The 22,739-nt window shown below is 48.5% G+C and carries 28 protein-coding genes and 1 pseudogene; 17 read left to right on the top strand and 12 right to left on the bottom strand.

Going from position 1 to position 22,739, the window contains the following annotated elements; translation table 11 throughout:
• Positions 1-243: 243 nt before the first annotated feature.
• The gene (locus RBH92_RS10765) at positions 244-837 is read left to right on the top strand and encodes a cytochrome P460 family protein (RefSeq protein WP_292925414.1); all 594 of its coding nucleotides are present in this window, start codon (positions 244-246) and stop codon (positions 835-837) included.
• A gap of 297 nt (positions 838-1,134) precedes the next feature.
• Here the strand turns inward: RBH92_RS10765 and gloB are convergent, their stop codons facing one another.
• Positions 1,135-1,908: a hydroxyacylglutathione hydrolase gene (gene gloB / locus RBH92_RS10760; protein WP_307932054.1), complete on the bottom strand. Its 774-nt coding sequence runs from the start codon at positions 1,906-1,908 to the stop codon at positions 1,135-1,137.
• 57 nt (positions 1,909-1,965) lie between these two features.
• Between gloB and RBH92_RS10755 the strand changes: the two genes are divergently transcribed.
• From RBH92_RS10755 to dnaQ, 3 genes are read left to right on the top strand one after another with little or no spacing between them, the layout of a single operon-like run.
• Positions 1,966-2,715, top strand: a complete 750-nt coding sequence (locus RBH92_RS10755; protein WP_292925416.1) for a class I SAM-dependent methyltransferase — start codon at positions 1,966-1,968, stop codon at positions 2,713-2,715.
• 19 nt (positions 2,716-2,734) lie between these two features.
• Positions 2,735-3,214 (top strand): ribonuclease HI, encoded by a 480-nt coding sequence (rnhA, locus tag RBH92_RS10750; protein WP_307932053.1) that lies wholly within the window; start codon positions 2,735-2,737, stop codon positions 3,212-3,214.
• Position 3,215: 1 nt separating this feature from the next.
• Positions 3,216-3,932, top strand: coding sequence for a DNA polymerase III subunit epsilon (dnaQ, locus tag RBH92_RS10745; RefSeq protein ID WP_307932052.1), 717 nt, complete (start codon positions 3,216-3,218; stop codon positions 3,930-3,932).
• A 337-nt stretch (positions 3,933-4,269) separates the two neighbouring features.
• Here dnaQ and RBH92_RS10740 read toward each other — a convergent pair.
• From RBH92_RS10740 to RBH92_RS10725, 4 genes and pseudogenes are all read right to left on the bottom strand, one after another.
• A pseudogene (locus RBH92_RS10740) lies at positions 4,270-4,604 on the bottom strand (ABC transporter permease); the annotation flags it as partial.
• 103 nt (positions 4,605-4,707) lie between these two features.
• A complete protein-coding gene (gene rnk / locus RBH92_RS10735; RefSeq protein WP_307932050.1) occupies positions 4,708-5,121 on the bottom strand; it encodes a nucleoside diphosphate kinase regulator in 414 nt (137 codons plus the stop codon).
• Positions 5,122-5,468: 347 nt separating this feature from the next.
• The gene (locus RBH92_RS10730; RefSeq protein ID WP_307932049.1) at positions 5,469-5,927 is read right to left on the bottom strand and encodes a hypothetical protein; all 459 of its coding nucleotides are present in this window, start codon (positions 5,925-5,927) and stop codon (positions 5,469-5,471) included.
• Positions 5,928-6,179: 252 nt separating this feature from the next.
• On the bottom strand, positions 6,180-7,091 hold the full coding sequence (locus RBH92_RS10725) for a LysR family transcriptional regulator (protein ID WP_292925422.1): 912 nt from the start codon (positions 7,089-7,091) through the stop codon (positions 6,180-6,182).
• A gap of 330 nt (positions 7,092-7,421) precedes the next feature.
• Here RBH92_RS10725 and RBH92_RS10720 point away from each other — a divergent pair, with 330 nt between their 5' ends.
• From RBH92_RS10720 to RBH92_RS10710, 3 genes are all read left to right on the top strand, one after another.
• Entirely contained in the window at positions 7,422-7,631 is a 210-nt protein-coding gene (locus RBH92_RS10720) for a hypothetical protein (RefSeq protein ID WP_307932048.1), read from the top strand.
• A gap of 201 nt (positions 7,632-7,832) precedes the next feature.
• Entirely contained in the window at positions 7,833-8,183 is a 351-nt protein-coding gene (locus RBH92_RS10715; RefSeq protein ID WP_307932047.1) for a DUF488 domain-containing protein, read from the top strand.
• Between the two features lie 289 nt (positions 8,184-8,472).
• On the top strand, positions 8,473-8,757 hold the full coding sequence (locus RBH92_RS10710; RefSeq protein WP_307932046.1) for a P-II family nitrogen regulator: 285 nt from the start codon (positions 8,473-8,475) through the stop codon (positions 8,755-8,757).
• A gap of 499 nt (positions 8,758-9,256) precedes the next feature.
• On the opposite strand, the gene RBH92_RS10705 is transcribed toward RBH92_RS10710, so the two are convergent.
• Genes RBH92_RS10705 through RBH92_RS10695 form a run of 3 tightly spaced genes read right to left on the bottom strand, consistent with a single transcriptional unit; the run spans position 9,257 to position 12,277 of the window.
• Positions 9,257-10,459: an ABC transporter permease gene (locus RBH92_RS10705; RefSeq protein WP_307932045.1), complete on the bottom strand. Its 1,203-nt coding sequence runs from the start codon at positions 10,457-10,459 to the stop codon at positions 9,257-9,259.
• Positions 10,446-11,129 carry an ABC transporter ATP-binding protein gene (locus tag RBH92_RS10700; protein WP_307932044.1) on the bottom strand — a complete coding sequence of 228 codons (684 nt, stop codon included), beginning with the start codon at positions 11,127-11,129 and terminating at the stop codon, positions 10,446-10,448. The genes RBH92_RS10705 and RBH92_RS10700 overlap by 14 nt, the downstream gene beginning before the upstream one ends.
• Positions 11,126-12,277 (bottom strand): efflux RND transporter periplasmic adaptor subunit, encoded by a 1,152-nt coding sequence (locus tag RBH92_RS10695; protein WP_307932043.1) that lies wholly within the window; start codon positions 12,275-12,277, stop codon positions 11,126-11,128. Before RBH92_RS10695 ends, RBH92_RS10700 begins: the two co-directional genes overlap by 4 nt.
• Positions 12,278-12,406: 129 nt before the next feature.
• Between RBH92_RS10695 and RBH92_RS10690 the strand changes: the two genes are divergently transcribed.
• The 4 genes from RBH92_RS10690 to RBH92_RS10675 all read left to right on the top strand — a co-directional run bounded on the left by RBH92_RS10690 (position 12,407) and on the right by RBH92_RS10675 (position 15,976).
• Complete coding sequence (locus tag RBH92_RS10690) at positions 12,407-14,038, top strand: MutS-related protein (RefSeq protein ID WP_307932042.1); 1,632 nt, start codon at positions 12,407-12,409, stop codon at positions 14,036-14,038.
• 215 nt (positions 14,039-14,253) lie between these two features.
• On the top strand, positions 14,254-15,354 hold the full coding sequence (locus RBH92_RS10685) for a PEP-CTERM sorting domain-containing protein (RefSeq protein WP_307932041.1): 1,101 nt from the start codon (positions 14,254-14,256) through the stop codon (positions 15,352-15,354).
• A gap of 107 nt (positions 15,355-15,461) precedes the next feature.
• The gene (locus tag RBH92_RS10680) at positions 15,462-15,746 is read left to right on the top strand and encodes a BrnT family toxin (protein ID WP_307932040.1); all 285 of its coding nucleotides are present in this window, start codon (positions 15,462-15,464) and stop codon (positions 15,744-15,746) included.
• Positions 15,743-15,976, top strand: coding sequence for a CopG family antitoxin (locus RBH92_RS10675; protein WP_307932039.1), 234 nt, complete (start codon positions 15,743-15,745; stop codon positions 15,974-15,976). Before RBH92_RS10680 ends, RBH92_RS10675 begins: the two co-directional genes overlap by 4 nt.
• 123 nt (positions 15,977-16,099) lie before the next feature.
• Here the strand turns inward: RBH92_RS10675 and RBH92_RS10670 are convergent, their stop codons facing one another.
• Positions 16,100-17,191 (bottom strand): zinc metalloprotease, encoded by a 1,092-nt coding sequence (locus tag RBH92_RS10670; protein ID WP_307932038.1) that lies wholly within the window; start codon positions 17,189-17,191, stop codon positions 16,100-16,102.
• Between the two features lie 65 nt (positions 17,192-17,256).
• Positions 17,257-18,084 carry a hypothetical protein gene (locus RBH92_RS10665; protein ID WP_307932037.1) on the bottom strand — a complete coding sequence of 276 codons (828 nt, stop codon included), beginning with the start codon at positions 18,082-18,084 and terminating at the stop codon, positions 17,257-17,259.
• A 267-nt stretch (positions 18,085-18,351) separates the two neighbouring features.
• On the opposite strand from RBH92_RS10665, the gene RBH92_RS10660 reads away from it, so the two are divergent.
• The 5 genes from RBH92_RS10660 (at position 18,352) to RBH92_RS15005 (ending at position 20,676) form a co-directional block, all read left to right on the top strand.
• A complete protein-coding gene (locus RBH92_RS10660) occupies positions 18,352-19,011 on the top strand; it encodes a SagB/ThcOx family dehydrogenase (RefSeq protein WP_307932036.1) in 660 nt (219 codons plus the stop codon).
• Positions 19,012-19,064: 53 nt separating this feature from the next.
• Entirely contained in the window at positions 19,065-19,673 is a 609-nt protein-coding gene (locus tag RBH92_RS10655; protein ID WP_307932035.1) for a hypothetical protein, read from the top strand.
• 64 nt (positions 19,674-19,737) lie between these two features.
• A complete protein-coding gene (locus RBH92_RS10650) occupies positions 19,738-20,058 on the top strand; it encodes a nucleotidyltransferase domain-containing protein (RefSeq protein ID WP_307932034.1) in 321 nt (106 codons plus the stop codon).
• Positions 20,055-20,564 (top strand): hypothetical protein, encoded by a 510-nt coding sequence (locus RBH92_RS10645; protein WP_307932033.1) that lies wholly within the window; start codon positions 20,055-20,057, stop codon positions 20,562-20,564. Before RBH92_RS10650 ends, RBH92_RS10645 begins: the two co-directional genes overlap by 4 nt.
• Before the next feature lie 34 nt (positions 20,565-20,598).
• Positions 20,599-20,676, top strand: coding sequence for a hypothetical protein (locus RBH92_RS15005; protein ID WP_374049970.1), 78 nt, complete (start codon positions 20,599-20,601; stop codon positions 20,674-20,676).
• 14 nt (positions 20,677-20,690) lie between these two features.
• Here the strand turns inward: RBH92_RS15005 and RBH92_RS10640 are convergent, their stop codons facing one another.
• Positions 20,691-21,023, bottom strand: a complete 333-nt coding sequence (locus RBH92_RS10640; RefSeq protein ID WP_307932032.1) for a putative signal transducing protein — start codon at positions 21,021-21,023, stop codon at positions 20,691-20,693.
• Between the two features lie 46 nt (positions 21,024-21,069).
• Here RBH92_RS10640 and RBH92_RS10635 point away from each other — a divergent pair, with 46 nt between their 5' ends.
• On the top strand, positions 21,070-21,957 hold the full coding sequence (locus RBH92_RS10635) for a recombination-associated protein RdgC (protein WP_307932031.1): 888 nt from the start codon (positions 21,070-21,072) through the stop codon (positions 21,955-21,957).
• A gap of 95 nt (positions 21,958-22,052) precedes the next feature.
• On the opposite strand, the gene RBH92_RS10630 is transcribed toward RBH92_RS10635, so the two are convergent.
• Complete coding sequence (locus RBH92_RS10630; protein WP_307932030.1) at positions 22,053-22,712, bottom strand: DUF6781 family protein; 660 nt, start codon at positions 22,710-22,712, stop codon at positions 22,053-22,055.
• Between the last annotated feature and the right edge of the window lie 27 nt (positions 22,713-22,739).

Below are 22,739 nucleotides of genomic sequence, written 5' to 3'. Positions count from 1 at the left end.
AGCGTGTTTATTTTACTTCAGTCTTTAAAAAATATTTATTTTTCAGCTAACTAGGAATATTCTGCAAATTTAGAATGCGTTATAAGGTGTTTGAAAAGTAAGAATTCAATGAGTCAGTCGATGTGCTTGCTACTAATACGTTTCTCTTGACGAAGGTAGGTTGTCTGAATACTATTAAGGCCGATGGCAGTTTAAGAATTTGCTGCTTTCTTTGTGATTCTTTAACTATTTTAAGGGCTTATTATGTTACAGTTAAAAAAAACGTTATTAGGTGGTATTGCACCAGTATTGTTATCCATTGCGCTGGCAAGCCCAGTGATCGCTTCCGATGCACACCATGCGCACGGTAAAGACCATAATTTTGGGAGATTCACTAAGGATAATTTGTTGTTGACTCCAAAAGATTATCGCGAATGGATCTTTGTCGGCGCGCCGGTTACACCGAATGATATGAATGAAGGAAAAGCCGCATTCCCAGAATTTCACAATGTTTATATCGATCCAACCAGCTGGAATCATTGGAAGAAAACGGGTCAATTCCGTGATGGAACTGTTATCGTTAAAGAATTGGTGGGTGTAGGAACCAAAGAAGCTCCAAGCGGACATGGTTATTTCCCTGGCGAATATAATGGAATTGCCGCCATGGTGAAAGATTCGAAGCGTTATCCGGATAGACCCGGCAATTGGGCATTCTTCGGTTTTGAATCCTATGAAGCCAAAAACGGTGCGATTCAGGCCGATGAAGCTTGTGCGGCTTGTCACAAAGAAAATGCCGCACAAGATATGGTCTTTATTCAATATTACCCAGTGTTGCGTGCTGCTAAACCTGGTAAATAATAAGTAGAGGCCTTTGCACGGTTACTACGCGACACGATAATTGCGTTAAAAATTTGCGAAAAATGCTCATTTACCCCGTGTAAACTCCGCTTTTTCGCAAATTTTTGCCTTATTCTCGTACCGCTCATGACACCGTGCAAAGGTCTCAAGTAATTAATTTTAGCTGTTTCTTTTAGTTAATTTGGCATATTCAGTTTCAACGGAATATGCCAAATTTGTTTTCAGCATAAGGTTTTGCAGCTTTTATCTAGCTCGCTGACTTCTTCAGCGTTTCCCTAATCGTTTAGTGGCATTGTGTTAGAAATTATTTTTCCAATTCCGCAAAGCTGTAAAAATGCTGAGCGGATCCGGTTGTAAACATCCGCAATGACTTTGCACGCTAGCGATGATCTCCCGATTTTCACATCGCAGAAACGGATTCATTGACTTCTCATTGCCAAGTTTTGTCGGTACTGTAGGAATATTTTGATCGCGTTGATTCTGCGTGGTTATTTCAAAAGCCTCTAACGTATCATTTTCAGGATCGACAACGCGGGCAAATTTAATATTGCTAAGCGTGTATTCATGCGCGCAGTAAATAAGCGTGTCATCCGGTAATTGGGAAAGCTCCTGCAGTGACCGGTACATTTGTTCTGCAGTACCTTCAAAGATCCGCCCGCATCCGCAAGCAAAAAGTGTATCGCCGCAAAATAGCATATCGAACGGTTGATGTGCATAGTAGGCGATATGATCGAGCGTGTGTCCGGGGACTTCAATGACAGTCAATGTTAATGACAATTCAGGAAAAGCGACTTCATCGTTTTCCAAGACTGAATGAGTAATGGCGGAAATGTTTTTGGAGTGCGGACCGTATACCGGCACCCCGGAAAATTGCAGCAGGCCGGTAACGCCGCCGGTATGATCATGATGGTGATGAGTAATGAGAATTGCAATTAACTGTAATTGTTTTGATCTAAGATACTCGATGACGGGTAACGCTGCTCCTGGATCAATCACAATCGCTGCGTTACGATCGTGAATAACCCAGATATAATTATCTTTAAATGCAGCTACCGGATGAACTGTCAGCATAGCGTTTCCAGAAAAATTGGCGTTAATCTATTCATGCGGGAAAAATGATCAGTGAAAATGAATATACAAAATGATCAACCATGGTTTCAATCTTCTCTTGGTCAGTATTTGATCGAACATGAATATTGCTACTTTGATCAAGTGGTTGCTAATATTTTTGGTTACAATGCTGTCCAAATCGGCTGGTCGCAGTTTAATTTTCTTCGCCTGAACCGGGTGCCATTCCATTTTACTGTGGGATTAGAAGACGGTACTTCGATTCGTGCCGGCGCTGGATTTTTGCCGCTCCAAAGTAATAGTATGGATCTGGTCATTTTGCCACATACGCTCGAATTTAACCCAAATCCTCATCAAATTTTACGGGAAGTACATCGCATCCTGATTCCAGGAGGGCATATTGTCATTTCAGGATTTAATCCTATGAGTTTGTGGGGTATTTGCCATTATTTAAAATCGACCCGGCGCGAGTTCCCCTGGAATGGTCATTTTATTTCTTTGGCGAGATTAAAGGACTGGTTAAAGTTACTGGATTTCGAAATGGCGGGTGGCCGGCTCGGATGCTATGTTCCGCCTTTCAAGCAAGAAAAATGGCGCCGGCGCTTTCATTTCATGGAAGCCGCAGGTGATCGCTGGTGGCCGATCTCAGGGGGCGTTTATTTTTTACACGCGATCAAATATATACATGGAATGCGTGTGATTAAACCGGATTGGAAAAATTGCTTGGACGGGAAAAGGAAAATGGTGCCTGTCGCTCAAAAGATAAAAAAATTTCCGGCGGAAGAGCAATCTACGAGAAAATGTGACTAGGTTGCTGAGAGACCGGACTATGAATCGAGAACGAAGCAGGGTCGTTGAAATTTTTACTGATGGTGCATGTAAAGGTAATCCCGGTGTGGGGGGGTGGGGCGCATTATTGAAATATCAAGGACATGAGCGAGAAATATTTGGCGGTGAAGAGCACACGACGAATAACCGCATGGAGTTGCTGGCGGCGATACGGGCGTTAGAAGCGCTAAAATACCGTTGCAAGGTGCAGTTACATACCGACTCGCAATACCTTCAAAAAGGTATCAGCGAATGGCTCGAAGCATGGAAAGCGCGGAGTTGGCGCACCTCGAATAAGAAACCGGTTAAAAATGAAGATCTCTGGAAGCTGCTCGATCAATTGTCGCAACAGCACGAGATTGAATGGTGCTGGGTTCGTGGCCATTCCGGGCATATTGATAACGAGCGCGCCGATCAGTTAGCAAATCGCGGGGTTGAAATGATGATTCCTACTGATATCAAGAATTCTCAAGGATCTTAAAATGCGTCAAGTCGTATTGGATACGGAAACGACCGGTTTGGAACATAAACTGGGTCATCGCATTATAGAAATTGCAGCAATAGAACTTTGTCACCGGCAGTTTACGGGTAAACATTTTCATTATTACCTGAATCCTGAACGTGAGAGTGATGAAGGCGCTTTGCAAGTGCATGGTCTTACCTCCGGATTTCTTCGCGACAAACCCAAGTTCATTGAGATATCGACTGAATTTCTGAATTTTATCAGTGAAGCGGAGCTTATTATTCATAACGCATCCTTCGATGTCGGATTTCTTAATTATGAATTAGGCTTGGTTAAATTAGGGGTACTGGATGATTATTGCGCATCAATAACGGATACATTGAGACTGGCCAAGGAACTCCATCCCGGTAAACGGAACAACTTGGATGCGTTGTGTGAACGTTATAATGTGGATAATTCCAGACGCACACTCCACGGCGCATTGTTAGACGCTGAATTGCTGGCGGAAGTCTATCTTGCGATGACACGCGGGCAAGAAAGTTTGCTCATTGAGATGGAACCCGCTGAGTTGGATCAATTTTCAATAACCGGTCTTGATGGTCAAAACCTTAAGATCATTACCGCAACCCATGAGGAAATGACCCAACACCAAGCGGTTTTAGCTCAAATCTCGCTTGAATGCGGTGGAAAATGTTTATGGGACAGACTTGAGCTGGGTGACGCTGCTGAAAAGTAATTTTGTCTGCGTGCTTAATTGATACTGCTACCGGAAGCCGCCAAAGAGTCACCGCTTCGAATCCATTCTTTCTTCTTTACGGTTGCCCCCCCGTGTAATCCAAGCTACACATCCTATGATGTTGTATTGAACGCCCCCGCCATTCACTAATGGTTTTACTTACTGGAAAACAAGTGATTCCCCAATATACCTCAGTGTTTTAACTAAGCTAGGATGCTTGTACCCGCTTTGAGAAACAGTGGTTGACTATTTCAAGAAGCGATGTTGATCTATCTGATGGGAATGAGAAATGCTCGTAAAAAATTTTGCGATTCTATTGTTGATTATTTTGAGGCTGACCGGTTGCCAGTGCGACCAAGATGCCTGCAATCGAAGCCCAAGCGGGCGCCCCGCAGGCAGTTGAGGAAATGCTAACCGCAGCAGCAGACTGCCGGATTGACCGAGCAGGAATCCCAACACAGCGCCTGTCAGCGATAACCAGACCGCTTCGGCGAAGAACAACCGGCGGATGTCGCCGGAAGTCGCGCCGATGGCCTTCAGCAGGCCGATTTCCGCAGTGCGCTGGCTGACCGCAACCAGCATCACGTTCATGATCAGAATCCCGGCGACGATCAGGCTGATCGCGGCAATGCCGGCGACTGCCAAAGTCAACGCTTGCAGGATTTTATCGAAGTTGGTTCAGCGCAACGAATCTCCGGAAAATCCAATGTGATTCAGGGAAAGCACCCCGGCAATATTAACTACCGTTTACACGAAATCTGGAATGTCATTCAAGCTAACGAAGGTACTCACCGGAACGTTCTGGTTGATATGTAATTTCTTCAATGCGCACTTGCAACATTCCTCCGTCTGGCTTCGGCCACTCGATTTCATCTCCTTGTGAAAGACCAAGCAGTGCAATACCCACAGGTGCAAGTATCGAAATTGTGCCGCCTTGAGCATCAACATCTTTGGGATATACTAGAGTTAGATAGAAATCCCGGCCGGTGGATTCGATTTTGAATTTTACGGTCGAATTCATTGTTACTACCGTTGATGGAATTTTCGTCGGATCTACCACTTCCGCGCGAGCAAGTTCAGCTTCCAAATCGCCTTTGTCTGGAAATTCTGAATCAGACAATGATTCTATAAGATTTTCCAGTCTTATCACATCAAGCGACGAAATTAGAATTTTGGGTTTTTGGGTCATATTTCCTAAATCGAGGTTGTTATAAATTGTCTGAATTGGCTTGGGATGAACAATGCAATGATGTCACTCTGGTCGGTATCAGACACTGTCTGATGGCTAAAAATGAGAAAAAAACGATGAAAATGGCGGGTCGATTGGAATCGAAAGCAATTACATCATGGAATAAATCAGCTATCTGATCTTTGGTTCAATTGAATTTTTCGTCAGCATAGAGATAAAAGATCAGATTTGAGCGACTTAAGAAAACTAAACGCCTAGAGTTCTCTTATTGCCCTGGGCGTTCTGAACATGCTCTGCTTCGAATCGGCTATTCCTGCTGCGGTTCTTTGCCTAGAGTTTTTGGGTGCTTATAACTTGTCAGGATCGGAATCCAACTCTGCTTTATTCGCACGATCACTGAACTGGCCTGGTGTTGCAACCGGCTTGGCATTTTCTCGTTGCAGCAATTCTGCTGCTATCTTGCGATGAAAATATGCCTGTTTTTGTGCTTCTTGCGCCGCTTGTTCGTAATAACGTAAATTGGCTGTTGTATGTGAGTGAAAATCTTGCCCGCCTCTTCCATAGTAGTGACTTTTGTCTTCATAGTGCTGTAAGGCTTTCCTTTTTTCTACAACTTTTTTTCTCATTTCGTTGGCCACGTCGTCATAGTAACTCGCCAATTTTTCATGATCGCTATGCGTTCTTGCGTGCTGTGCAAGCTTATTCATCTCGGTGTCCTGCACTTCGAGCGGTCCCAGTTGTGCACAGGCAACCAGCATAGAAAACAACGGTAGAACTGCAAGGTATTTTCGTAGATTCTTGCTCATGATAGTGACTCCAGGTAAAACGATAGGGAGGCATATTACGTGAGACGATACAACGATGAATATTGGGGAAACTATTGTTCTTTACTAAGGAAAACTATTAAGTCACATCTTGCCCGGTAATCCGTCAAGAGAGATGGCTTAATTGTTCAATGAGATAAACGGTATTGCGAAATGGATAAAGGTGCCGGTCAATGAACAGCTGATTACGTTTCATAATCATTGACCTAATGCAGGATATTGGTTGAAGCCAGGCTATTTTAGAGATTGATCCCAATACGGCATCTCCCCGACGTGTTCCGACAAGAAATTAACAAAAGCGCTTATCTTTTTCGGCAAATGTCTGCTTGGAAGATAGCAAGCGTAAATATGACGCTCTACCGATAGGTATTCCGGAAGCGCCGCCTGGAGCCGTCCTTTTTGTAACTCCATGCCGATGGTGTAGGTGGGTAACAAAGCGATCCCCAGTCCATGGAGAGCTGCCTGAGCAAGCGCATCATTATTATTGATGCGTAAGGTCCCCGATATTGGAATCTTGATCTTTCCCTCTGGTCCGGTAAAGTGCCAGTAACTTTGTTCGGTTGACAGCGCGCAATCGAGACAGTTATGTTTTTCAAGATCTGCTGGCGTTTGTGGCATGCCCCATTGTTGAAAGTACTGAGGAGTTGCGCACAATATGCGGCGCACAGGCGCAATCTTGCGAGCAACCAGATTGGGGTCAGGCTCGTTTGTTACACGAATTTGTACATCGTATCCTTCTTCTATCAAATCACCTGGGCGATCGGTAATGATCAAATCAACCTTTATTTTCGGGTAACGAGCTAGAAAGCAAGGGAGCGAGGGGGCGATATGGCGCATTCCGAAGGAACTCGGCACACTCACTTTTAGCGTTCCGAGCGGCTCTGCATGAAGACTACTCACGACTTGTTCGGCATGTTCAGCTTCTGCCAGGATGCGTGCAGCATGCTCAGACAGTGCGATGCCTGTTTCTGTCAAGCTGAGATGCCGGGTGCTCCGGAGAAGTAATCGTGTACTCAAGTCCTTTTCGAGTTTGGCGACAGCTTTACTGACTGCTGCACGTGAAATGTCCATACGCCGCGCCGCTTCCGCAAAACTGCCCGCTTCCACGACGCGTGCAAAAACGATGAAAAGATTAAGATCTTGCATATTGCTATTGTATATCTTTAGGAAACAAAATGTTTCATTTCTCGGTACTTCTCTCGGATGTTTTCTATCTATATCATGTTTCTCAAGGTTGAGATTAATATTATATTATAAAAAGTAATGATTCTTGTTATTGTAATATAATGGTTAATGTTTATACAACCTTAATTGATTCGCTCTGAATCACTTGGAATGATGAGTTTTTGGTTGATTAATTGATGATTTTATTGTCAACCATATAGAGCGTATTGTCAGTGCGGTTATTTTTACAAGTCAGAAATTCATCGCGACTTGCATCAATGATCAATAAATGCATCATAAGGAGAATAAATTATGGAAACCAAAGAGTTAATAAAAGCACCTCAGTTGTTTGTGGTTTATGCGATTGCCATCCTCTATACAGTCGTGTTCTCTTTAGCGGCGGTTGTGGCGCCATCCACTGATAATGCTGTATGGGGTCTGCAAGGCATAATTCAGGTTACTGAGCTGGGAACAAACAGCCCTAGCCATTCTCAAGCGGAATGGGACAATAGTTCGAGTTAAAAATTATATGGTTCGCGCCCCTCATGTGTGTGATTAAGCTACTTATGCCAGACAGCGGGAACATCATCGGGGGCGCCTGAAAAAATGCAGTCAGGAGTAACTATAAACGCGAGGGGAAAAATGAGATGCTATTTCGACAAAACATAGGGCCACTAGGCGAATTAAGCCGGCGATAGCTGCCTGTTAAATTCAGAAAATACCGTGAGCGTTATCAAAATTAAACGAGCCTATGAGAAGGCTGAAGCAAATGATGGATACAGAATTCTGGTGGATCGATTGTGGCCGCGAGGTTTGACTAAAGAACGGGCAGCTATTGATTTGTGGCTCAAAGAAATCGCGCCTTCGCCGGGATTACGCAAGTGGTTTGGGCATGATCCGGAAAGATTTCTTGAGTTTCGTACCCGCTATGTTGAAGAACTTGCACAAAATCCTGCTATAACAAATGTTTCAGACTTATTAACCAAACACAGAATTGTGACCTTGGTATATTCGGCTAAAAATGTGGAAATTAACCATGCTGTCATCCTCAGAGGATTTATGGAATCAATTTAGAGGGTATCGGTTCGACACCACATGACGGACATTTTCACTCAGCAGGTTTACCCGCTGAAGTAAGGCCGCCTAATAGTTTCCTGTAGGAAGAAACCATGGTTTCCTTAATATACCCCCTCTATTAATTCAACTAAGATGGCTTTGTTTTCTTGTGTCTGAAAAGAATTATCGGGAACGCACAAGGAGTCGCAGGAATTCGAGGGAATGCGAGTAACTATGAAAAAAGCATCTTATATTTCTATTCGATGGTTATTGGGTTTTTAGAGAGAGGAATAAGTAAATGATACTAATGAAAAGATTTGAAATCGTTGTTGGAATTGAACACCTCAATCAATTGATAGAATTGTTAGAGAGATCCGAAGTACGCGGATATACCGTCATCAAAAAAGCAGGGGGCCTCGGTTCACGAGGTGCGCGGAATCCGGACGATCTCCTGGTTTCCGATGAGAATGCGGTAATAATCCTTGCCTGCAAGGAAGATCAAGCGCAGAAAATGCTAAATGAATTACGACCCGCTATGGAGGGGTTGAATGGTATGTGCTTGATTTCAAATTGTCATGCACATGTTCATTAATGACACTGTCTAAAAAGTATCTGGCAACAATCTGGAAAGAGCATTTTTTTGTTTTGTTTAAAAATGGAATTACTGCTCCCGGAAGTTGCCGGAGAATCGCCGCTTCGAATCCATTCTTTCTTCTTTACGGTCGCCCTCCCGTGTAATCCAAGCTACATTCCAATGATGTTGTATTGAACGTCCCCGCTCACTAATGGTTTTACTTACTGAAAAACAAGTGATTCCCCAATATACCTCAGTGTTTTAACTAAGCTAGGATGCTTGTATCCGCTTTGAGAAACAGTCGCTGACTATTTTAAGAGGCGATATTGATCTATCTGATGGGGATGAGAAATGCTCGTAAAAAATTTTGCGATTTTATTGTTGATTATTTTGGGGCTGACCGGTTGCGCGACGGATGATTATTCTTATCAATCGTCACAAAGAGACAAATGCGCGTTAGCAGGCAGGGCATTCATGTATTCCTGCATGAGTCGGCGCTAGCAAGTACTCATCATGTTTATTTTTTCCCTAGCGCTTTCACCGCATCGAGCCGTGCTGCACGGTTGGCGGGGAAAAGGCTGGCTAGAACGCCGGTTGCCAGTGCGACCAAGATGCCTGCAATCGAAGCCCAAGCGGGCGCCCACGCAGGCAGTTGAGGAAATGCTAACCGCAGCAGCAGACTGCCGGATTGACCGAGCAGGAATCCCAACACAGCGCCTGTCAGCGATAACCAGACCGCTTCGGCGAAGAACAACCGGCGGATGTCGCCGGAAGTCGCGCCGATGGCTTTCAATAGGCCGATTTCCGCAGTGCGCTGGCTGACCGCAACCAGCATCACGTTCATGATCAGAATCCCGGCGACGATCAGACTGATCGCGGCAATGCCGGCAACCGCCAAGGTCAATGCTTGCAGGATTTTATCGAAGGTTGCCAGGATGGCATCCTGGGTAATCACGGTGGTATCTTCCTCGCCATCGTGACTTTGCTTCAGGGTGGCTAGGATTGCTTGTTTAGCGGGTTCGATTTCGCTGTGACTTTTGGCTTCGATCAAAATCCGGAACAGCGAGGTGGTGTTAAACATGGTTTGTGCGAAATCGATTGGGATGATGACAATCTCATCGGTATTAAAACCCATCGTTTCCCCTTGTGCCGCCAGGACGCCGGAAACCAGAAAGCGGCTGTCGCCCAGGCGTACGCGCTGTCCGATTGCTTGCGTGCGGGGAAAGAATTCCCGTGCGATTTTAGCGCCTAAAACAATCTGAGCGCTGTTTTCGGTGCCGGCTGCCATGAAACTGCCTTGCGCCAATTTCATATGGCGGATTGGGATCAGATTGGCATTGCTGCCGAGTACCGTGACTTCGCGCAGGCGGTTGGCTGCGGACAGCTCCGCTTCGCCGACATTGAGCGGCGCGTAACGCCGCACTTGCGGCAGGCGGCCGATCAATTGCGCGTCTTTCAACGTCAGATCACGCGGTGTTTGACCGAGTACCGCGCCGAGGAACGAACCGGAAGTTTCCGCGCGTCCCGGCAATACCACCAGCAAGTTAGTGCCGATCGAAGAAAATTGATTGATCACATAATTCCGCGCGCCATCCCCGATTGCTGTCAACACCACCACGGCGGCAACGCCGAGCGCCATCGCCAGAATGATCAGCAACGAGCGCACGCGATAGTTCACCACGGTTTTCAACGAAGTTTGCAGCGTATCAGTGAGTGTCATCGCTCTGGTCCGTCATTATCCGGCCGTCGCGCATGCCGATCTGACGATGCGCGCGGGCACCCAGTTCGCGGTCATGCGTGACGACGATCAGCGTGGTTCCGCGGTGATGCAGCGCTTCCAGAAGCAGCATGACTTCCGCGCCGGTTTGATGATCCAGGTTGCCGGTCGGCTCGTCAGCCAGGATGACGCTGGGTTGCATGATGGTGGCGCGCGCAATCGCCACGCGTTGCCGCTGGCCGCCGGAAAGCTCGGCGGGACGGTGGCGCGCGCGTTGTTGCAATTCAAATGCTTGCAAGGCATCGTTGACGCGTGTTTGCCGTTGCTCCGGCGGCACACCGCCGAGAATCAGCGGCAGTTCAATATTTTCCGCCGCGGTTAAGCGCGGAATCAGATGAAACGATTGAAATACGAAACCGATTTTCTCGCGGCGGATTTGCGCCAGTTCGTTTTCGGACAAATCGGTAATTAACCGGTTATCCAGCTCGTAACGGCCGCTGTCGGGTCTGTCCAGCAACCCGATGATATTGAGCAAGGTTGACTTTCCGGAACCGGAAGGTCCCATCACTGAAACGTATTCACCGGAAGCGATACTCAAATCGATATGGTTTAAAGCATGCACCGCTTGATCGCCCATCTGGAAAGTCCGGTTAATACCGGTCAGGCGGATCATGGTTGTTTACGTTGCACGGCGACGCCGGTTCCGATGCCTTCCCGGTCGAACGAAATCAACACTTGATCGCCCGCTTTCAAACCGCTGCGGATCTCGGTGAAACTCCAGTTGCTGAGACCGGCTTCCACAGGCTGTTCAACCAGCCGGTTTTGCGCATCCACCAGCCAGACTTTGTTTTCCTGGCGAATGGCCTGTGTCGGAATACGTAACACCTCGTCTCTGCGTTCCAGAATGACTTCCACGTCGGCGCTGTAGCCGACCAACAGCGGAATATCCGCCGGGATGTGTTGAAAGTCCACTTCAATATCGACCGTGCGTGCTTGTTTTTCAATCTCGGTCACATACGGTGCAATGCGGCGGATTGTGCCGGGAAAGATTTTATTGGGCATGGCATCGAGCGTGATGCGCGCTTCCTGGCCGACTCTGATTTTCGGCGCGTCCACTTCGTCCATCGGTGCGGTGACGTATAAGCAACGGTCGTCGATCAAATCGATCGTCGGCGGTGTCGGGATACCCGGTGGCGACGGTGTGGTGAATTCGCCCAGCTCGCCGGAAATTTTTCCGATCACGCCGGAAAACGGCGCGGTGATGATGGTGCGCTCGATTCCGGCTTGCGAGACGCGGATTTGCGCCTCGGCACGCTGGATATCGGAAGCAGCCGCTTCGCAACTGGCCTGGCGCGAACGGGCATTGGCGTTGACGTCATCGGCGCGTTGCGAACTGACGAAGCCTTGCGCAACCAATTGTTGCGTACGGATCGACTCGCGCCGGGCATTCTCGGCCAGAATGCAGGTTTCGCGGCGGCGCTCCTGCGCCATCGCCAATTGCCGCTGCGCCAGCTCACGTTGCGCCACAAGATCCTGATTCCAAAGCTCCAGCAGTACTTGGCCCTGTTGCACATGGTCGCCTTCTTTTACCCGGATTTTGGCGATCTGGCCGCCGGTAATCGGCGCCAAATTGGAGCGCTGACAGGATTTGATCGTGCCCGCGCGGGTATTGACAACCGTCGCCTCGACGCTGCCGGTGGTGATGACGGCGACATCCACTTCCAGCGGCTTGGGGCGGGTGTAATACCATGCGGCGGCGGCAAGTCCGCCGGCAAGCGCGATCAAACCGATAGCGCGGAGCGGTTTCTTAGTAAGTGGCATGATGAGAAACGGTGTGACGGATAAAAATGAGCGGACATCGAGTTGTGTTTCCTGGCAAATATGCGTATTTTACACGTTCATTTACACGGCTTGCCGACGTATCACGATAAACCCTGACAAACGATTGCTATGATTGATATTTGGCGAAAAAAATTCATCTTGTCCGATTCCGGCCGGCCTGCAGCCCTGGAAGACATCCGGCCTTCTGACGCGGATTACGAAGCACTCGATCCGAAAACCTTCGATGCTATCGAAGCGCAAGCCTTGTTTCATGCGATTGATCGCACGCAAACCGAAGTCGGCCGGCTGACATTGTACCGCGCACTTGCCCGTCCGGTGCATGACGCGGCAGTGTTGCAGCAAAAGCAAGATGCCTTGCGGGAAATTGCGGAAAATCCGGCGTTGCTCGATGTGCTGGTGAGATATGTCAATAAAGTGGCGCCACTGGAGAAATCGTTAAAATACTTGCTGTATGGTGAATTTACCGGCGGTTTGACGACCGAGGAACCGGCCAGCCGAAGCGATAAGCTGGAATTCGGCGGTTACGGTTACCGGCAATTTCAGGACGGGACACAATTCGCAATCGAACTGACCGAAGGCGCCGCGCAAATCCGCCAACCGCAATCTGCTTATTTACGTGCACTGCTTGGTGCTATTGGGGATTTCAGCGAATCGCGCACTTATGCCTTGATGAAAGGACCGGTGTATTCGTCAGGCGGTAAATTCAAGACCAGCAAAGAAAAGAAACCGTTTGATTTGTTTGCCCGCTTCCGGCCGTCGTTGTTCAAGATTTTTCCGGCCATCCTGTTTTTTGCAGCGTCGTACGGTGTGTTGTTTTTCTTTGAAAATTTCATGCCGCAGTTCAGTGCGTCGTATATCGGCTACGGCATTTTGGCGCTGACTGCGCCGGTGTTTCCGATCATCTTGTTGGCGATGGGCGTATCCGACCGCGATACGATTATTTATCCATTGCGCAAACATTTCCGCGAAAGCCCGGAACTGGCGAAAGCATTTGAAGCGTTCGGCATGATCGATGAACTGTTGTCGCTTAACCGCTACGGCCAGAAGTTGCCCGGCGCTAAAATACTGCCGGCTATCGTCGCTGACAAGCAGCACCGGCTGATCGTCAGCCAGGCACGGAATCCGTTACTAATCCGGACAATTCCGGATTACGTGCCGAACGATATCGAACTCGACGCGGCGGGGCGGGTGCTGATCATTACCGGACCGAACAGCGGCGGCAAAACGGCTTACTGCAAAACCGTAGTGCAGATTCAACTGCTTGGGCAGATCGGTTGCTATATTCCTGCGGTGCAAGGGCAATTGGTGCCAGCGGAACATCTTTACTATCAAGTGCCTGACCCCGGCCAGCTCAGCGCCGCAATGGGGCGTTTCGGTCACGAACTGCAACGCACGCGCGAAATTTTCTTCAATTCCACGCCACGCAGCCTGGTGGTACTCGACGAGTTATCCGAAGGCACCACGTTCGAGGAAAAAATGACGATTTCGGAATATATCCTGAAAGGATTCCATAAACTCGGTGCCAGCACATTGTTGGTCACGCACAATCACGAACTGTGCGAACTGCTGCAGCAAGACGGCATTGGCCATTACCTGCAAGTCGAATTCCTGCAAGGCCCGACGCACCGACTGATCCCCGGTATTTCCAAAGTCAGCCATGCCGATCGTGTCGCCAGCGCAATTGGTTTCAGCCGCAAGGATGTGGAGGCGCATTTGGAGAAACAGGGCGGTAGATCATGAAGGTTAAAAGATTGACATATTGTGTCTTTGTGAAGAGAATGAAACTCTTGCTCTTCATTGTGGTTCTAGGAGCAAGAAAATTCTCTGTAATTAAAAAATAATTTAATTACTTGAAGTAATAATAAAAAAAGGAAAAGTATGTTAAGAAAATCTCAAATCTCAAATCTCAAATCTCAAATCTCAAATCTCAAATCTCAAATCTCAAATCTCAAAGCTTGGTAGCGGCGAGTATCATTGCGGCTAGTACATCCTCGCTTGCGGTTGCTTATCAAATCTCACCGAATCCGAACTATGGAGATATAGTTATTTTTTCAGATGATGAGGCAGAAAATTACCTGACTCCATTTGAAAACTTTGGTTTTTTAATAGTGGCATCATCCGCGACATTGAGAAATTATGGTGATTTGCAAAATCATGGCTACCTTTGGGTAGGTGATGACTGGGGAGGTGCAGACATAGAAAATCATGGAAGCTTGATTAATCACGGGTTAGTCGTTTTTGGTCGTGGTAATGATCATATATACGGCGGAGGTCTTATAAGTAATTCAGGACGTTTTGTTGGTGACATTAACAAAAGCGGTCATGACACCATAGAAGCTTCTGCTTTAGATAACTCCGGGCTTTTTGATGTAAATAGTCAGGTTATAATTAACGGTGAAGTGACAAATTCCGGCGATTTTATCAACCATGAGCTACATGTTGGAACTTTTGTAAATACTGGAAGTTTTCAAAATCCTTTCGCTACTTCTAACGCTGATGGCTATAGCTATACACAGTTTTATGGAGAAACTGTCAACAACGGCGAGATCGAATTCATGTTCATAGATATTCATGGCGGTAGCTTAAAAGGAACAGGTACCCTCGTAGGGAACGTGAACATAGGCTCAAGTGCAACCGTAATTCCAGGGTCATCGCCGGGAACCCTAAGTATCGATGGCGATCTGCATAGTAGCGGGAATTATGTTTTTGAAATCGCAGGAGTGAATAGCGGTCAATACGATGTGCTGGATATCGATGGGAATGCATTCTTTACCGGCGGCAATTTCAAGTTCGAATTCATTGATGGCTACCTTCCTTCACCCGGCGATCATTGGGATTTCCTGGTTGCCGACAGTTTGAACGGTTTTGATACAGTCGGCTTCACATTTGCCGGTTTAGGTGATGGCTTGGGGATCGATTTTCACAACGAAGGTGGCAAAATCTCGTTGACGGTGATTACCGCAGTGCCCGAACCGGAAACCTATGCGATGCTTCTTGCCGGTTTAGGGTTGATGGGTTTCATGGCATGCCGAAGAAAGCTAAAAGAAGCGGCTTGATCTTTGTACGTGTTAGCAGTGAAAGCAACCCAGCTTCGGCTGGGTTTTTTGTTTGGAGTTTTCTTAAGATTCCTTGACTTCAAAAATCGTGTGCATACAATGTATGCATGATTAAGTTCGAGTGGGATTCCAATAAAGCGGCTTCAAACCGGAAGAAACATGGAATATCTTTTGAAGAAGCGCAATCCGTATTTTATGATGATTTTGCCGTGCAGTTTTTTGATGAGGATTCTGTTTCAGAAGATCGGTTTTTGATGCTCGGAATGAGTAACGAAGCTCGCATATTGATCATTTGCTACTGCGAGCGGGATTCAGGAAATGTCATCCGGATTATATCGGCACGAAAAGCAACTAAATCGGAACGTCAATTTTATCGTGGTGAAGTGTTATGAAAGCTGAATATGATTTGTCAAAAATGAAATCCCGCAAAAATCCCTATGCCGCCAAGCTTAAAAAATCCGTAACGATGCGGTTGAGTGAGGATGTTATCGGTTATTTCAAGAAAATGGCGGAAGAGACGGGAGTACCTTATCAGAGCCTTATCAATTTATATTTAAGGGATTGCGTTTCCCAACATCGGAAAATCGATATTACCTGGCGAGGTAAATCACAAATTTCCTGAAGGTTATTTTTAACCATTATTACGCATTGGAAAAATAACCGTTTTTCAAACGGAAACTACTCCGCTTGCATTGGTTGATGCGAACGGAGCAGTTTTTTGTTGACGCGGTGAATCGTGACAGACTTAATTCACGCGGATGCCGATGTAAGTGGCGTTGTTGGCTTCGCTACGCTCGGTAAATGCGCCGTTGTAGTCGATGATCGCGCCGATCCAGTAATTCTGGCCGCTGACCAGATCGGAAGGGATCACCAGGAAGGTGTTGTTGGTGGTATCCGGAAAGCCCCGATACAACGTTACCGTGCCTTCGCCCAGGAATCGGTCGCCGGTCGTGATGGTGTCGTTGGTCGATAAGTAATAACCGACTTTAGCCGTCAGCGGACTGGTTTTGCCGAGGTTTTCGTAGGTCATTTCGAGCTTGATGGTTTGTCCTTTGTTGACGCGGTATACCGGTTCGGCAGTACCGGCTACTTTGGTCAGTTCTACATTCGAGGTATTGAAAATGCGGGTGCGGCCATGCGTGCTGTATTCGCCGCTGCTGCCGATGTGCCGCCAGTGCGAAACGGCTAAATCATTGGGGCCGCCCGCCCACAAGCCGTACACTGCGACCAATCCATTATTAGCATCCTCGCCGCTGTAGGCGGTCGCGGTTGCGCCGTTGGCATGGATGTGTGTCCAATCGGATCCCATGATGTTATAGACATTGGCGGTATGCGCCAGTCCGGCGGCATGGCCGAATTCGTGCATGGCAGTGGTCTGGAACGGACGGTAAGCGCCGCCATAAGACCACAGGCTGGCTTTGTTGGTGGTGTAGTGATATGCCACGCTGTTATTGAAAATAATATCCGCCTCTTTCAGCGTGCAATCGCCTTTGAACCATACATAAGTGACAGCCGGATAGGTGCCGATGTTCGGGCCGTTATTGGCCTCCCACCAAGCTTCGTTTTCGTTGTTATTGGCAGCGACGCCAGGCTCGTTCCAAACGACACCGAAGCTCAGATTGCTGGGATTGCCGTTCCAATGTGTGACCACGGAAGATAACGCATCGCGCCACGGCCCCGCTGGGAAACCGACGGAAGATGCGCGGATGGTATAGTTGTTGCCGCTCCATTTGGTTGCGTTGCCGCCGCATTTGATGGTGGTGTAAGCGAATGCATGTTGCGTCATGGTTGCCAGAAACATCGTGGCGAGCAATTGATTTAATCGCGAAAATTTCATTGTAAGTCTCCTAAAAATTGTTCATAACTTGAGTGGCGGTTGCAAATTCAGGGTGAAAGCGCGCTTTAATCCCTGTGGATGGTCATTTCCACGTGATTCGGCGCTTCCAGATCGAGTTTTTTGAGAACCGGTGGTACCGCCGGTGCGGCAACTGGTTTTGCTTTTCCTACCGCAAATTGTTCATGGATCTGTACGCTTTGGACGGGCTTGAGCGAACCGAGCGCTTGCGGGGTGTAGTGCTGGTTGACGCTATCGCTGAGGAATTTACGGAATTGCACCGATGTCAGCTTGGTCGCGTCGGCTGGTGGCGTCCACTCGGCTTTGGTCTCGGTTTCAAAAGTAAATTCTTTGATGCCGATGCGAAGCGTCACGCTTTTCTTGTCTTCGTTAAAATTGCCTTGATCGAGCTGGCCGTTGCTGCGCAACCAGATTTCTTGCCACGCATCGGAATGCACGGCATCCTTGCTGATACGGAAGCGTCCGAAGTTACCGCCGACCACCGGTGAAATTTCCACGCCGTTACCGCGCACGAACACGATATCCTGATCGCCCACCTGGAACAGCGGCACACCCGGAATGATCAGAGTATTGCCGGCGTCATCCGGGCCGCCGCGGAAACGCAAGGTGATCAATTTGTCCTGGTTCGAGCGGCCTTTAAAGTTCCGGGCGATCTCGTAGGTCACATAGGTATGTGGCATGGCGACATCGCCTGCTTGCAGAACGTCCGATGTGCGATAGTCGACCTCGACGACTTTGCCTTCAAAAATCAGATCGGCCTTATGCACCAGATCCGAAGTATTGGTACCGTCCGCATGCGATGCGTAGGTTTGCGGAATGGCAATCGCCAGACCCAAAGTCAAAATTGCTGCGGCTAATGTTTTTACTTTCATCATATATCTCCTCTTACGTGGTGGATTACTACATTGTTGCGCCGGGTTTCAATAATTCCGGCAAATCGAAACTGCCACGCAAAGATAGGGCTTTTTGCCGGTTCAGGCTGTGATAAAAAACACAGGGAGAAGCACATAGCCGCTGAGCCGCGCAACGATCCGAACTTGATAAACAGATGAGTGCGCCATTAGCTATTGAATAAGCACCTGTTTTAGCGATAGATAAAAGCAGGTATGCTAGCGGTGGTTGCGTAGAGAAGGAGATCGATCATGCATACTGTTGGTAAATTCGTTCTCGGTTTAATGGGGCAATTGCGCGCTAAACCGACTGCCGGTGATTCGGCTGTGCCGGTTTCCTTGCCGCCTCCCGAAAAGCAGGGTGGGCTGCCACTGATGGAAGCCTTGGCTATGCGCCACTCGTCGCGCGAATTTTCACCCGAACCGCTGCCGTTACCGTTGCTGTCGAATTTACTGTGGGCGGCGTACGGCATTAACCGCGAGGACGGCGGACGCACCGCGCCATCCGCGCTCAATGCGCAGGAAATCGATATTTTTGTGGCGCTCCCATCCGGCGCTTACCGCTACGATGCAACGACTCACGCACTCATACTCGTTGCTGCCAGCGACATAAGGCGCACCACCGGTTATCAGGATTTCGTCGACGAAGCGCCGCTCGATTTGGTCTATGTCGCTGACTACACGCGCCTGAGCCGGGTGCCGTTCAGCCAGCGCGAATCGTATGCTTCGGTAGCCGCCGGGGCCATCGCGCAAAATGTTTACTTGTTCGCTGCGAGTAATAGCCTTGCCACCGTGCTACGCGCCTGGATCGACCGCACGGCGATTGCCGAAGCATTAGGGTTGACGCATGATCAACAGGTGTTGCTGTCGCAGACGGTGGGGTATCCAAGTATTATTAAGAAAAACCAATAGTATGGTGATTAATGACTGTCTTAGAATCATAAGATTCGTTGAGGAAAACTGAAATGAGTCGGGTAAAACGAACAATGGAGCAATTGTCGTATGGCTTGGAACAACCACGAGATTTGCTAGAAAAATTGAAGTGGGAAGCAGATAAACTCGGTGAATTGCCTCATGCTTACGATGTGTTTAATTTCATTGTGACTGCCGCTGTACTTGCTGAATGGATACAACAAGCTTATTCTTCTAATTTGGATTCCGACCCATTTGCTGCACCTGCAAAGACAAAGAAAAAGGGTCAAAATATATCTCAAGAAAATTGGTTGATACCAAGTAAAGCAGTGCATTGGATAAATGATACAAGCTGCCTTCCTAATCCCTATTTAGACGTTCGCTATCATATCGAGAATGCATTGTCGATCTGCTCGCATACAGCGAATGCCAGTAAGCATTTTCACTGGAAAGATGGGCGTAGTATTACTAGAATTGAGGAAGGACCTCAGATTGGTGATTATTACCAATATTTTTTTACGTCAACAGCCCCAGATTTGTATCTTGAATTTGAAGGAGATTATTATGGTTTACAACAAATAAAAGGGATTCTGTTGCAATTCTATACTGGGTTAATCCATTATCTCGAAAATAAAGAATCATCCAGTGGAGCGGTCTCGTGAGAATCTGTGAAATACCAAGTCAAAGCAATTTTTGAGCGATGCAGTGTGTAATGACGCCTAGCAAATGATGATAGCCAATCCCGACGTCCGATTATCGATCAGAGAAGTCGAGATCATCCGAGCGACGGTGCATCGTTTGCTGAGCGATGATGCACGGATTCGTATCTTCGGTTCCCGGGCAAAGATGGATGAAAGGGGCGGGGATATTGATATTTTGATCGAAACAGAACAGATACTGACCGATCGCGTTTCGACCGCATGCCGGTTAACCAGCCAACTGCAAATGCAGCTCGGCGATCGGAAGATCGATGTCATCATTGTCGATCCGGCAACGCCGGAGCAGCCGATTCATCAAATTGCACGCCAAACCGGGGTGATGTTATGACAGCGGATACGCTCAAAATCGAATCGATCCGACTGCTGACACTACTGAAAATTGTCCGGCGTGAAGGTGTGTTGCTGTTGAAAACGGATGCGCGATTGTTCAAGGAGGAGCTTGACGCAGCCTGGGTGGAGCGGTTGGAAAGCGATGATGATCTGGCGGAACGTCTGGATGCCTTTGTGTCCCGTTTTGGGCGGATGCAGGATACGGTGGGAGACAAACTGATACCGGCTCTGCTCCGGTCGATGGCGGAAACAACCGGCAGCGCGCTGGATAACCTGAATCGGGCTGAGAAGCTTGGTTTGTTACCGTCGGTCGAGGACTGGCTGAGTGCGCGAAATTTACGCAATAAACTGGTGCACGAATATATGTCCGATCCTGAAGAATTTGCCGTAGCGCTGAACAAAGCGCATTGGACGGTTTCGTTGCTGGTTACCGCCTACAACAACATTAATCGTTATGCCCGCTCGCGTATTCCGGCGGCGGAGTGGCCGGAGTTATTACCTTAGGGCGGGTGATTGAATCGAACGCACGCAACCTGATTTGCCGCGCAGTCCCGCGCAACGCTATCGATTAACTCCGAAGGGGCGGCACTGGTTGCAGCGGTATGCCGGTAAATGAACCGGATTAAACGATCAAGTAAACTGACGATTTTCAGCCATCTCCAACCCGCCACCACATTTCCAGCACAGTTGAAAATTCGCCGGGTTGTCTTCGCCGCAGGATGGACATTGCACGTTGCCGGTGGCGACCGGGGTGTTTTCGTAAGTGTCGATGATGCGTTTGGCGCGCTCGAAATCGTCTTCGCGGATAATCCAGATTTCCGGGTAGGCGTGGGTGAACGGGATTTCGCCGGCGACGCCTTGGGCGTGCTGGTTAAATATTTTTGCCGGGATATAGGCGTGTTCGAGCAGATCCAGTACTATCTGCGCTTCCATCAAATTGCTGGCGGAGTAGATTTTTTTCATGCCAAAGCGAATTAAAAAAACATCAAACGGTTAGTCGAGCAAAATTATGTGGTTCAGAAACTTACAAGCTTATCGTATCACCAGCGGCAATATAACATTGAATAGCCTGGAAGAGGCGCTGTCGAAACATGCATTGCAGCCTTGCACGCAAATGGAGCAGCAAAGCCGCGGCTGGCTGCCGCCGCGCGACGAGCAGGATAATTTCGTGCACGCGTTCGGTCAACAGTGGTTGATCGCGTTTGCGGTCGACAAGAAATTGCTGCCGGCGTCGGTGGTCAATCAGCATGCTCAGGAACGGCTGGCGAAAATCGCCGAGATGCAAGGTTACAAGCCGGGGAAGAAGCAAGTCCGCGACATCAAGGAAGCGACGTTGATCGAACTGCTGCCGCGCGCGTTTTCGCAGCGGCAAAAGACTTATGCATGGATCGACGCGGTTCAGAACCGGTTGATCATCGATACCGGCAGCGCCAACAAGGCGGAAGAATTCGTCGAATGCTTGATCAAATCGGTGCACGGGTTAACGCTGGCGCCGCTGGAGACGAAATTTTCACCATCGACGATGATGACACGCTGGTTGTCCGGCGACGATTTGTCGGCCGCTTTCACCATTGATCGCGATTGCGAATTGCAGGGCATGACCGATGAGAAGGAGATCATCAAGTATTCGCATCATAGCCTGGACGCGGAAGAGACCGGACGGCATATCCGCGCCGGCAAGAAAGTGATCAAGCTGGCGATGACGTGGGACAGTAAAATTTCGTTTGTGCTGCATGACAATCTGCAACTGCGGCGGATCGCGCCGCAGGATATTCTGAAAGAATCCGCCGAGAGCGCGGAGGAGCTGTTCATCAGCGATTTCGCCATCATGACCGGCGAATTGAGTCAACTGATCAATGAGCTGGTTGAGGCGTTGGGCGGCGAGGATCGCGATTAAGGAAGCATCTTGTCATTCCGAACATGGTGAGGAATCGTTAATTATCAAAGTAATAGATTTTTCGTGCTGCTCGAAATGACACCGGGTCGGCTTTTTTAGTGATGATTGCGATCCTTGATGCCGGACAACACGCCGCTGGCAAATTTGCCGACGAATTCTGCGGTTTTTTGCGCTAGAGTGACGCCGGTTTCCAGTTGCGCGTGGCCGACGGCGGCAACCTGCTGCGCCAGCGTCGCCAGGGTTTCTTTTAACTGGAAACCGACTGCCGTGCCGTTATTGCGCGCGTGCTTGCCGAGATCGTGCAGGATGTCGGCGATCAAGCCTTGCGCCGTGGACGCGGTGTGGTGCAGGGTATCGAGAAACAGATTTTCCAAGCCTTCCAGATCCGAACGCGTGCGCGATAATTCGGTGTCCGAGTATTTGCGCGCCTGGCCGGCGGCTTCCTCGATTGCCAATTTGGACGCTTGCGCGAAACCGGCCAGCGCGGTATCGAGTCCGGCGATGGCGGCGGTAATTTGAGTTTTTGCCGCTTGCGCTTGATTGGCAGTGTGCAGCAAATGCTGCGTGGCGCCGTCGTGCACGCCTTGCATCACCGCCGTGATAATGCGCCGCAGTGAGTCAGGGTCAACGTGACGGGCGTGCATCGCTTTCAGAGTCAAACGATGTACGGTTTCCTGAACATGTTCACCGCTGGCGAGCGCTTCGCGGATATCGGCGGTCAGTGTTTCGATATCGGTAGTAGAGTCATGGTGCATCGTGATAGGTCCTCTTACGGTGAAAAA

The sequence above is a fragment of the Nitrosomonas sp. sh817 genome (assembly GCF_030908545.1).
Lineage (GTDB): Bacteria > Pseudomonadota > Gammaproteobacteria > Burkholderiales > Nitrosomonadaceae > Nitrosomonas.
Note: the sequence above shows the minus strand (reverse complement) of the source record. Positions and strands in the feature narration are given on the sequence as shown.

Excerpts from the sequence above, each read along its gene's own strand:
- RBH92_RS10765 (WP_292925414.1), top strand. The coding sequence starts at position 244 with ATGTTACAGTTAAAAAAAACGTTATTAGGTGGTATTGCACCAGTATTG.
- gloB (WP_307932054.1), bottom strand. The coding sequence starts at position 1,908 with ATGCTGACAGTTCATCCGGTAGCTGCATTTAAAGATAATTATATCTGG.
- RBH92_RS10755 (WP_292925416.1), top strand. The coding sequence starts at position 1,966 with ATGAATATACAAAATGATCAACCATGGTTTCAATCTTCTCTTGGTCAG.
- rnhA (WP_307932053.1), top strand. The coding sequence starts at position 2,735 with ATGAATCGAGAACGAAGCAGGGTCGTTGAAATTTTTACTGATGGTGCA.
- dnaQ (WP_307932052.1), top strand. The coding sequence starts at position 3,216 with ATGCGTCAAGTCGTATTGGATACGGAAACGACCGGTTTGGAACATAAA.
- rnk (WP_307932050.1), bottom strand. The coding sequence starts at position 5,121 with ATGACCCAAAAACCCAAAATTCTAATTTCGTCGCTTGATGTGATAAGA.
- RBH92_RS10730 (WP_307932049.1), bottom strand. The coding sequence starts at position 5,927 with ATGAGCAAGAATCTACGAAAATACCTTGCAGTTCTACCGTTGTTTTCT.
- RBH92_RS10725 (WP_292925422.1), bottom strand. The coding sequence starts at position 7,091 with ATGCAAGATCTTAATCTTTTCATCGTTTTTGCACGCGTCGTGGAAGCG.
- RBH92_RS10720 (WP_307932048.1), top strand. The coding sequence starts at position 7,422 with ATGGAAACCAAAGAGTTAATAAAAGCACCTCAGTTGTTTGTGGTTTAT.
- RBH92_RS10710 (WP_307932046.1), top strand. The coding sequence starts at position 8,473 with ATGAAAAGATTTGAAATCGTTGTTGGAATTGAACACCTCAATCAATTG.
- RBH92_RS10705 (WP_307932045.1), bottom strand. The coding sequence starts at position 10,459 with ATGACACTCACTGATACGCTGCAAACTTCGTTGAAAACCGTGGTGAAC.
- RBH92_RS10700 (WP_307932044.1), bottom strand. The coding sequence starts at position 11,129 with ATGATCCGCCTGACCGGTATTAACCGGACTTTCCAGATGGGCGATCAA.
- RBH92_RS10695 (WP_307932043.1), bottom strand. The coding sequence starts at position 12,277 with ATGCCACTTACTAAGAAACCGCTCCGCGCTATCGGTTTGATCGCGCTT.
- RBH92_RS10690 (WP_307932042.1), top strand. The coding sequence starts at position 12,407 with ATGATTGATATTTGGCGAAAAAAATTCATCTTGTCCGATTCCGGCCGG.
- RBH92_RS10680 (WP_307932040.1), top strand. The coding sequence starts at position 15,462 with ATGATTAAGTTCGAGTGGGATTCCAATAAAGCGGCTTCAAACCGGAAG.
- RBH92_RS10675 (WP_307932039.1), top strand. The coding sequence starts at position 15,743 with ATGAAAGCTGAATATGATTTGTCAAAAATGAAATCCCGCAAAAATCCC.
- RBH92_RS10670 (WP_307932038.1), bottom strand. The coding sequence starts at position 17,191 with ATGAAATTTTCGCGATTAAATCAATTGCTCGCCACGATGTTTCTGGCA.
- RBH92_RS10665 (WP_307932037.1), bottom strand. The coding sequence starts at position 18,084 with ATGATGAAAGTAAAAACATTAGCCGCAGCAATTTTGACTTTGGGTCTG.
- RBH92_RS10660 (WP_307932036.1), top strand. The coding sequence starts at position 18,352 with ATGCATACTGTTGGTAAATTCGTTCTCGGTTTAATGGGGCAATTGCGC.
- RBH92_RS10655 (WP_307932035.1), top strand. The coding sequence starts at position 19,065 with ATGAGTCGGGTAAAACGAACAATGGAGCAATTGTCGTATGGCTTGGAA.
- RBH92_RS10650 (WP_307932034.1), top strand. The coding sequence starts at position 19,738 with ATGATGATAGCCAATCCCGACGTCCGATTATCGATCAGAGAAGTCGAG.
- RBH92_RS10645 (WP_307932033.1), top strand. The coding sequence starts at position 20,055 with ATGACAGCGGATACGCTCAAAATCGAATCGATCCGACTGCTGACACTA.
- RBH92_RS10640 (WP_307932032.1), bottom strand. The coding sequence starts at position 21,023 with ATGAAAAAAATCTACTCCGCCAGCAATTTGATGGAAGCGCAGATAGTA.
- RBH92_RS10635 (WP_307932031.1), top strand. The coding sequence starts at position 21,070 with ATGTGGTTCAGAAACTTACAAGCTTATCGTATCACCAGCGGCAATATA.
- RBH92_RS10630 (WP_307932030.1), bottom strand. The coding sequence starts at position 22,712 with ATGCACCATGACTCTACTACCGATATCGAAACACTGACCGCCGATATC.